This is a genomic window from Streptomyces sp. NPDC059853, assembly GCF_042731495.1.
Classification (GTDB): domain Bacteria; phylum Actinomycetota; class Actinomycetes; order Streptomycetales; family Streptomycetaceae; genus Streptomyces.
In genome coordinates this window covers 1-8,103 of the sequence record NZ_JBHWJL010000244.1, presented here as the reverse complement: position 1 = coordinate 8,103, position 8,103 = coordinate 1, and the positions used below count along the sequence as shown (strand labels likewise).

Below are 8,103 nucleotides of genomic sequence, written 5' to 3'. Positions count from 1 at the left end.
GCCGACTACCACTGGACGGCCGTCGCCCTCCTCGCCGTCGGCTCCGCGCTCGGCGGCCAGCTCGGCGCCCGGGTCGGCCGGCGGCTGAGCCCGGCCGTGCTGCGCGGCTGCATCGTGGTGGTCGGCTCGGCCGCCATCGTCCAGCTCGTGCTGCGCTGAGCGCCGCCGCCCGGCACGCGCGCGGGCCCCGTACCGGAGGTCCGGTACGGGGCCCGCGCGTATGACCCGGTGCGGCTCAGCCGAACAGCGCCGGGAGCGTCTCCTCGCGGGCCGCGCGCAGCTCCGCCAGCGGGATGCCGAACGCGCCCTGCACCTCGATGGCCTCGCCGTCGATCACCCCGACCCGCGCGGCCGGCAGCCCGCGCGCCGCGCACATGTCGGTGAAGCGGGTCTCCTCGCTGCGCGGCACCGCGACGATCGCGCGGCCGGCCGACTCGGAGAAGAGGAAGGTGAAGGTGTCCAGACCGTCGGGGACGACCAGCCGGACGCCGACGCCGCCGGCCACCGCCGACTCCGTCACCGCCTGGATCAGCCCGCCGTCCGACAGGTCGTGCGCGGCGTCGATCATGCCGTCGCGCGAGGCGCTGATCAGGATCTCGGCCAGCAGCCGCTCGCGCTCCAGGTCCACCCGCGGCGGCAGCCCGCCGAGGTGGTTGTGGATGACCTGGGACCAGGCCGAGCCGCCGAACTCCTCCCGGGTGTCCCCGAGCAGGTAGACCAGCTGGCCGGCCTCCCGGAAGGCGTGCGGGGTGCGGCGCGTCACATCGTCGATCACGCCGAGCACCCCCACCACGGGGGTGGGGTGGATGGCCTGCTCGCCGGTCTGGTTGTACAGCGAGACATTGCCGCCGGTCACCGGGGTGCCCAGCGCCTGGCAGGCGTCCGCCAGACCGCGGGTGGCCTCGGCGAACTGCCACATCACGGCCGGGTCCTCCGGCGAGCCGAAGTTCAGGCAGTCGGTCACGGCCAGCGGCTTGGCGCCGGTCGCGGCCACATTGCGGTACGACTCGGCGAACGCCAGCTGCGCGCCCGCGTACGGGTCGAGCTTGGCGTAGCGGCCGTTGCCGTCGGTGGCGATCGCGACGCCGAGGTTGGTCTCCTCGTCGATGCGGATCATCCCGCCGTCCTCCGGCTGGGCCAGCACCGTGTTGCCGAGGACGTACTTGTCGTACTGGTCGGTGATCCACGCCTTGGACGCCTGGTTGGGCGAGGCCACCAGCCGCAGCACCTGCTCGCGCAGTTCCTCCGCGGTCGCCGGGCGCGGCAGGGCGCCCGCGTCGTCGGCCTGGAGGGTGTCCTGCCACGCGGGGCGGGCGAAGGGGCGGTTCAGCAGCGGGCCCTCGTGCGCGACGGTGCGCGGGGGGACGTCCACGATCTGCTCGCCGTGCCAGAAGATCTCCAGCCGGTCGCCGTCGGTGACCTCACCGATCACGGTGGCGATGACGTCCCACTTCTCGCAGACGGCCAGGAAGCGCTCGACCTTCTCCGGCTCGACGACCGCGCACATCCGCTCCTGCGACTCGCTCATCAGGATCTCCTCGGGGGAGAGCGAGGAGTCGCGCAGCGGCACGGTGTCCAGTTCGACGCGCATGCCGCCGGAGCCGTTGGAGGCCAGCTCGGAGGTGGCGCAGGACAGCCCGGCCGCGCCGAGGTCCTGGATGCCGACGACCAGGTCCTGGGCGAACAGCTCCAGGGTGGACTCGATGAGCAGCTTCTCCTGGAACGGGTCGCCGACCTGGACGGCGGGCCGCTTGGCGGGCTTGCCGTCCGCGTCCTCGAAGGTCTCCGAGGCCAGGATCGAGGCGCCGCCGATGCCGTCGCCGCCGGTGCGGGCGCCGTACAGGATGACCTTGTTGCCGGCGCCGGACGCCTTGGCGAGGTGGATGTCCTCGTGCCGCATGACGCCCACGCACAGCGCGTTGACCAGCGGGTTGCCCTGGTAGCAGTCGTCGAAGACGACCTCGCCGCCGATGTTGGGCAGGCCCAGGCAGTTGCCGTAGCCGCCGATGCCGGCCACCACGCCGGGCAGCACCCGCTTGGTGTCGGGGTGGTCGGCGGCGCCGAAGCGCAGCGGGTCCATGACGGCGACCGGGCGGGCGCCCATGGCGATGATGTCGCGGACGATGCCGCCGATGCCGGTGGCCGCGCCCTGGTAGGGCTCGACGTAGGAGGGGTGGTTGTGCGACTCGACCTTGAAGGTGACCGCGTACCCCTGGCCGACGTCCACGACGCCCGCCTGCTCACCGATGCCGACCAGCAGCGCGTCGGAGGCCGGGGCCTTCTCGCCGAACTGCTTGAGGTGGACCTTGCTGGACTTGTAGGAGCAGTGCTCGGACCACATCACCGAGTACATGGCCAGTTCGGCGCCGGTGGGGCGGCGGCCGAGGATGGCGCGGATGCGCTCGTACTCGTCCTGCTTGAGGCCCAGCTCGGCCCAGGGCAGCTCGGTGTCGGGGGTGGCGGCGGCGTGCTTGACGGTGTCGAGGGTCATGAGGCGGCGACCAGCTTCTTGAGGACTGAGGTGAAGAAGCCGAGGCCGTCGGTGGTGGGCCCGGTGAGGGACTCGACGGCGTGCTCGGGGTGCGGCATCAGGCCGACGACATTGCCCGCGGCGTTGGTGATGCCGGCGATGTCGCGGCGGGAGCCGTTGGGGTTGCGGTCCAGGTAGCGGACGACGACCCGGCCCTCCGCCTCCAGTTCGTCGAGGGTGCGCTCGTCGGCGACGTAGCCGCCCTCGCCGTTCTTCAGCGGGATGGTGATCTCCTGGCCGGCGGTGTAGTCGGCGGTCCAGGCGGTGCCGGCGTTCTCGACCCGCAGCCGCTGATCGCGGCAGATGAAATGCAGGTGGTCATTCCGGGTGAGGGCGCCGGGCAGCAGATGCGATTCGCACAGCACCTGGAAGCCGTTGCAGATCCCGAGCACCGGAAGCCCGGCCCTGGCCTGCTCAATGATCGTTTCCATCACCGGGGAGAAACGGGCGATCGCGCCGCAGCGCAGATAATCCCCGTAACTGAAGCCGCCCGGCAGAATCACCGCGTCCACCTGGTGGAGGCTGGTGTCACGGTGCCACAGGGCGACCGGCTCGGCGCCGGCGAGGCGGACCGCGCGCTGGGCGTCGCGGTCGTCCAGCGAGCCGGGGAAGGTGACGACGCCCACACGGGTGCTCACGGCGCGACCTCTTCCGCGGTCTCTTCCACGCGCACGTCGAAGTCCTCGATCACGGTGTTGGCGAGGAAGGTCTCGGCAAGCTCGCGGATGCGGGCGAGGGCGGCCTCGTCGACGGGCCCCTCCACCTCCAGCTCGAAACGCTTGCCCTGGCGGACATCGGAGATTCCGTCGAAACCCAGCCGGGGCAGCGCGCGTTGCACGGCCTGGCCCTGGGGGTCGAGGATCTCCGGCTTGAGCATGACGTCGACTACGACGCGGGCCACTGGTACTCCCGGTGGGATTGGTGCTGACGCTGCTGCCATCAGCGTACCTGTCGGACAAATCTACACGGGTAGACCAGCCGGTGACCGGCCCTGCCTCTGGCATGAATCGGTCACGTTCAGGTATCGGGGGCGGAAACCCCTGCAAGAAGCGGCGGGAAAACCGTAAGGTCCCCATTGCGGCGGTAACACGTGGGACCGAATTGCCAGCACGCGGGTCTTCGCACTTCACGGGGAAAAGCCGCCCGTTGTACAAATAACGAACACGGCACCGCCGTACAGCACCTTGCTCCCGATCATGGGAACGCCCCCGCGGCGCACCGCTCAGCCGGACCCGGCGCCGTCAGGACGGGGCGAACCCGCCGAAAGGACCGATATCCGTGGCACAGCGCGTCGTGGTCACTCTCTCCGACGACATCGACGGCGGGGAAGCGTCGGAAACGGTGGCTTTCGGGCTCGACGGGAAGACGTACGAGATCGACCTCAGCGAGGAGAACGCGGAGAAGCTGCGCGCCACCCTCGCCCCCTACGTGACGGCCGGCCGCAAGCAGGCCAAGTCGGGCCGCGCCTTCCACCACACCTCGGTGGCCCCCGACCCGCGCGCGGTGCGGGCCTGGGCCGAGTCCAACGGCTTCGACGTACCGGCTCGCGGGCGGATCCCGCGCAAGGTGTACGACGCCTTCAACGAGGCTCACTGATCCGGGCGTTGGGCCGATTTGCCAACGACCCCAGGTGATCGGCTAGAGTCTGGATCACGCCGAAGGGCGGGGCCGGAAAAGCCCCGAACGAGGCGGATGCGCGGGTGTAGTTCAGTAGTAGAACACCCTCTTTCCAAGAGGGAGGCGCAGTGTGCAATCCCTGTCACCCGCTCGATCCACTCCGGTGCGTACACCGTGCGCACCAGCCGGTGGTCACGCGGGTGTAGTTCAGTAGCAGAACACCCCCTTTCCAAGGGGGAGGCGCAGTGTGCAATCCCTGTCACCCGCTCCGCATCTCAGTACTCGGTACAGAACCCCTCCGGGGATCGGGTACAGTAGGTGCCGCACCGCACGGGAAACCGGGCGGGGCGAGCAGGCGGACGTAGCTCAGTTGGTAGAGCACAACCTTGCCAAGGTTGGGGTCGCGAGTTCGAATCTCGTCGTCCGCTCAGAGTGAAGGGCCCGATCCGAACGGATCGGGCCCTTCGGCGTGTTGGCCTCTCCATCCGGTCCGCCGATCTGACATTCGTCATGCCGATCCGTGACAGTCGGCCATGGGATCCGGCCCGCCCGGGCGGAAGCCTTGAGGCATGGTCAACGGCGATACGACGACAGTGATCGAGGCGCGCGGACTGCGCCGCCGCTACGGTCCCGAGGGCCCGGCCGGCTTCGAGGCCGTACGGGGAATGGACTTCGAGGTACGGCGCGGGGAGCTGTTCGCCCTGCTGGGCACGAACGGCGCGGGCAAGACCTCCACGGTGGAGGTGCTGGAGGGCCTCGCACCGCCGACCGGCGGCGAGGTGCGGGTCTTCGGGCACGACCCCTACCGGCGGCGGGACCGGGTGCGCCCGTACATCGGGATGATGCTCCAGGAGGGCGGTTTCCCCGCCGATCTGACCGTGGCGGAGACGGCCCGGATGTGGGCCGGCTGCATCACGGGGGCGCGGCCGGTGCCGGAGGCGCTGGAGCTGGTGGGTCTTGAGGGCCGGGCGGACGTCCGGGTCAAGCAGCTGTCCGGCGGTGAGCGGCGCCGGCTCGATCTGGCGCTGGCGTTGATGGGCCGCCCGGGGCTGCTGTTCCTGGACGAGCCCACCACCGGACTCGACCCGGAGGCGCGGCAGCGCACCTGGCAGCTGGTGAGCGAGTTGCGCGACGAGGGCACCACGGTGCTGCTCACCACGCACTACCTGGAGGAGGCCGAGGCGCTGGCCGACCGGCTGGCCATCATGCGCGAGGGGCGGATCGTCGTCTCGGGCACCACCGGCGAGGTGCTGGACGCGCAGCCGGCCCGCATCAGGTTCACGCTGCCGGAGGGGGTGGGGCCCGAGCGGCTGCCGCTGTCGGTGCCGGCCGCGGCGGACGGACGGCGGGTGGAGATCCGTACCCGCGCGCTCCAGCAGGCGCTGACCGAGGTGCTGGTGTGGGCGCGGGACGCCGGGGTCGAGCTGGCGGATCTGGACGCCCGCTCGGCGTCGCTGGAGGAAGTCTTTCTGGAGGTGGCGGGACAGTGAACGGCACGGCGACGAAGGACGGGCGGCACGGGAGCGTGCCGCACGGTACGGGCGAGCGGCACGCCGGGATGAGCCCGGGGTCGTGGCGGCTGCTGCTGGGGATGCCGAGCAAGGCGTCGGTGCGGCGGATGACGGCGCTGGCGCGGGCGGAGCTGACGCTGATCCTGCGCAACCGCACGGCCCTGTTCATGGCGCTGGCCATGCCGGTGGGCATGGTGCTGGTCTCCTATGTCTCCGCGGGGAACATGGACGCGGTGGAGACCTCGCTGAGCATCGGGGAGATGGTGCTCACCGGCGGGATCGGGTTCGTGCTGCTGCTGGTGGCGTACTTCAACCCGATCACCTCCTACGTGGCGCGGCGCGAGGAGCGGGTGCTCAAGCGGCTGCGCACCGGGGAGCTGACGGACGGCGAGATCCTGACCGGTACGGCGCTGCCGTCGGTGGTGCTGGCGCTGGGGCAGATCGCCGTGCTGGTGGTCTCCGGGGTGCTGCTGCTGGAGGTGGGGCTGCCCGAGCAGCCGGTGGTGCTGGTGCTCGGGGTGCTGCTGGGTGTGGTGATGATGGTGGGGCTGGCGGCGCTGACCGCGGCGTTCACCAAGACCGTGGAGAGCGCGCAGATCACGAGCCTGCCGTTCTTCATGCTCTCGGCGCTGGGCTCGGGGCTCTTCGTGCCGCTGGACGCGTTCCCGGACGGCATGGCGAACGTCTTCCGGGCGCTGCCGATGACCCCGGTGATCGAGCTGGTGCGCGGCGGCTGGCTCGGCGGGCTGTCCGGCGGCGAGCTGCGGCTGGCGCTGCTGCTGGCGCTGGCCTGGACCGTCGCCTCGGTGTTTGCTGTACGACGGTGGTTCCGCTGGGACGCGCGGCAGTGAGGGCCTGAGGGAGCCGGAGAGGGACCCCGGGACAGAAGGGTGTGAGGCGGGATGAGTACGGCGGCGGCGCCGGGCTGGGTGGACCGGGTCATCGGCAGCACCCAGCGGGCGCGGGTGTACCACTACACGAAGTACACGCTGTACTCGTTCGCGGGGCTTTCGGCGCTCGCCATCCCGGTGAACCTGCCCCAGTGGATCACCTACAACGGGCTCCCGGCGGGCGCCGCGATGGGGCTGCTGACCGTGCTGTTCGTGGCGGCCAACATCCAGCTCACCCGGCTGGGACTGCGCTGGTACCTGGACCAGGGCGGCGAGGACTCCCCGCCCTGGCCGGGGCGGCTGCTGGCCGCGCAGGGCGGGCTCGCGCTGCTGATCACGGCCTGGGTGATCGGCTCGGTGGCGTTCGGGACGGCGCCGGAGGCCTCGCTGGCGGTGCTGATCTCGCTGTACTCGTTCGGCGTCTGCGGCGCGTCCCTGCTGCTGTCGCTGCGGCAGCTGTGGGCGGGGCTCGGCGTGCTGCTGGCCGTGCTGGCGCTCGGCGGTCTGCTGGCCGGGCTGCCCGGCCGGATGACGCTGCTGATGACGGCGGTGACCGGGATCCTGGTGGTCCTGATGGCCTTCACCTGCCGGGTGACGGCCTGGACGCTGCGTGTGGTGAACAAGCTGGACGCCGCCCGGGAGACCGAGGCCCGGCTGGCGGTCGCGGAGGAGCGGCTGCGGTTCGGGCGGGACATGCACGACGTCCTGGGCCGGAATCTGTCGGTGATCGCGCTCAAGAGCGAGCTGGCCGCGCAGCTGGCGCGGCGTGGCTCACCGGCGGCGGTGGACCAGATGACCGAGGTGCAGCAGATCGCCCGCCAGTCGCAGCAGGAGATGCGGGAGGTGGTGCGCGGCTACCGGGAGGCGGATCTGCAGGCGGAGCTGGCCGGGGCGCGCGGGGTGCTGGAGGCGGCGGGGATCGCCTGCCGGATCGAGGACGGCGGCAGCACCGGACTGCCGGTGGGGGTGCAGTCGGCGCTGGGGTGGGTGGTGCGGGAGGGCACCACGAACGTGCTGCGGCACGCGGACGCGACGGCGTGCGTGATCCGGCTGCGCCCGCCGGGGCGGGGCGGGATCACGGCGGTGCTGGAGATGGAGAACGACGGGGTACGGGCCCGGGCGGCGGGCGCCGAGGACGGGGCACCGGCGGGCACCGGTCTGCTGGGGCTGCGGGACCGGCTCGCGGTGCTGGGCGGGGCGCTGGCGGCCGGGGCGTACGGGGACGGCCACGGCGGCGGGACGGGTGCGGGGGGCGAGGGGGTTTCGTTCCGGATCACCGCGACGGTGCCGGTGGTGGCGGCGCCGTCGCACACGGCGGAGAGGGTGAGTGCGTGATGTCCCGGCGGTGGTCCGGCCGGTGGGCCGGTCGGGCGGATACCCGGTGCGGTCCGGGCGGACGGCGGCGGGGCGGATCCGGCCGCGGGGACCGCGGGCGGGCGCCGCTGTCGCCCCCGGCGGCCGGTGCGCGGGCGGGCCCCGTGCCCCGGCTGTCGCTTAAACCCAAAAGCGAGCCCACGAGACAGTTGAACATGTGGGTAGCCGACATCTGCGTAAA

The 8,103-nt window shown here is 71.8% G+C and carries 7 protein-coding genes, 3 tRNA genes and 1 pseudogene; 8 read left to right on the top strand and 3 right to left on the bottom strand.

Features of this window, described 5'->3' with window-relative positions; genetic code table 11:
- Nucleotides 1–159: pseudogene (locus ACFV5N_RS21335) on the top strand (sulfite exporter TauE/SafE family protein); the annotation flags it as partial.
- Between the two features lie 76 nt (nt 160–235).
- Here ACFV5N_RS21335 and purL read toward each other — a convergent pair.
- Genes purL through purS form a run of 3 tightly spaced genes read right to left on the bottom strand, consistent with a single transcriptional unit; the run spans nt 236 to nt 3,431 of the window.
- On the bottom strand, nt 236–2,491 hold the full coding sequence (gene purL / locus ACFV5N_RS21330; protein WP_385602150.1) for a phosphoribosylformylglycinamidine synthase subunit PurL: 2,256 nt from the start codon (nt 2,489–2,491) through the stop codon (nt 236–238).
- Nucleotides 2,488–3,168, bottom strand: coding sequence for a phosphoribosylformylglycinamidine synthase subunit PurQ (purQ, locus tag ACFV5N_RS21325; protein WP_385602147.1), 681 nt, complete (start codon nt 3,166–3,168; stop codon nt 2,488–2,490). Before purQ ends, purL begins: the two co-directional genes overlap by 4 nt.
- Entirely contained in the window at nt 3,165–3,431 is a 267-nt protein-coding gene (gene purS / locus ACFV5N_RS21320) for a phosphoribosylformylglycinamidine synthase subunit PurS (protein ID WP_093842996.1), read from the bottom strand. Before purS ends, purQ begins: the two co-directional genes overlap by 4 nt.
- 377 nt (nt 3,432–3,808) lie before the next feature.
- Between purS and ACFV5N_RS21315 the strand changes: the two genes are divergently transcribed.
- From ACFV5N_RS21315 to ACFV5N_RS21285, 7 genes are all read left to right on the top strand, one after another.
- Complete coding sequence (locus ACFV5N_RS21315) at nt 3,809–4,126, top strand: Lsr2 family protein (RefSeq protein WP_019431950.1); 318 nt, start codon at nt 3,809–3,811, stop codon at nt 4,124–4,126.
- Nucleotides 4,127–4,226: 100 nt separating this feature from the next.
- Nucleotides 4,227–4,298 (top strand) — tRNA-Gly (locus ACFV5N_RS21310).
- Nucleotides 4,299–4,343: 45 nt separating this feature from the next.
- Nucleotides 4,344–4,415: transfer RNA gene (locus ACFV5N_RS21305), tRNA-Gly, on the top strand.
- Between the two features lie 87 nt (nt 4,416–4,502).
- A tRNA-Gly gene (locus tag ACFV5N_RS21300) sits at nt 4,503–4,575 on the top strand.
- A gap of 141 nt (nt 4,576–4,716) precedes the next feature.
- A complete protein-coding gene (locus tag ACFV5N_RS21295) occupies nt 4,717–5,637 on the top strand; it encodes an ABC transporter ATP-binding protein (protein ID WP_385602143.1) in 921 nt (306 codons plus the stop codon).
- Nucleotides 5,634–6,509: an ABC transporter permease gene (locus tag ACFV5N_RS21290; RefSeq protein WP_385602140.1), complete on the top strand. Its 876-nt coding sequence runs from the start codon at nt 5,634–5,636 to the stop codon at nt 6,507–6,509. The genes ACFV5N_RS21295 and ACFV5N_RS21290 overlap by 4 nt, the downstream gene beginning before the upstream one ends.
- A 51-nt stretch (nt 6,510–6,560) precedes the next feature.
- Entirely contained in the window at nt 6,561–7,883 is a 1,323-nt protein-coding gene (locus ACFV5N_RS21285; protein WP_385602137.1) for a sensor histidine kinase, read from the top strand.
- Nucleotides 7,884–8,103: the final 220 nt, after the last annotated feature.

Bases quoted from the DNA above. Each gene is read 5' to 3' on its own strand.
- purL (WP_385602150.1), bottom strand. From the start codon at position 2,491: ATGACCCTCGACACCGTCAAGCACGCCGCCGCCACCCCCGACACCGAG.
- ACFV5N_RS21295 (WP_385602143.1), top strand. From the start codon at position 4,717: ATGGTCAACGGCGATACGACGACAGTGATCGAGGCGCGCGGACTGCGC.
- ACFV5N_RS21285 (WP_385602137.1), top strand. From the start codon at position 6,561: ATGAGTACGGCGGCGGCGCCGGGCTGGGTGGACCGGGTCATCGGCAGC.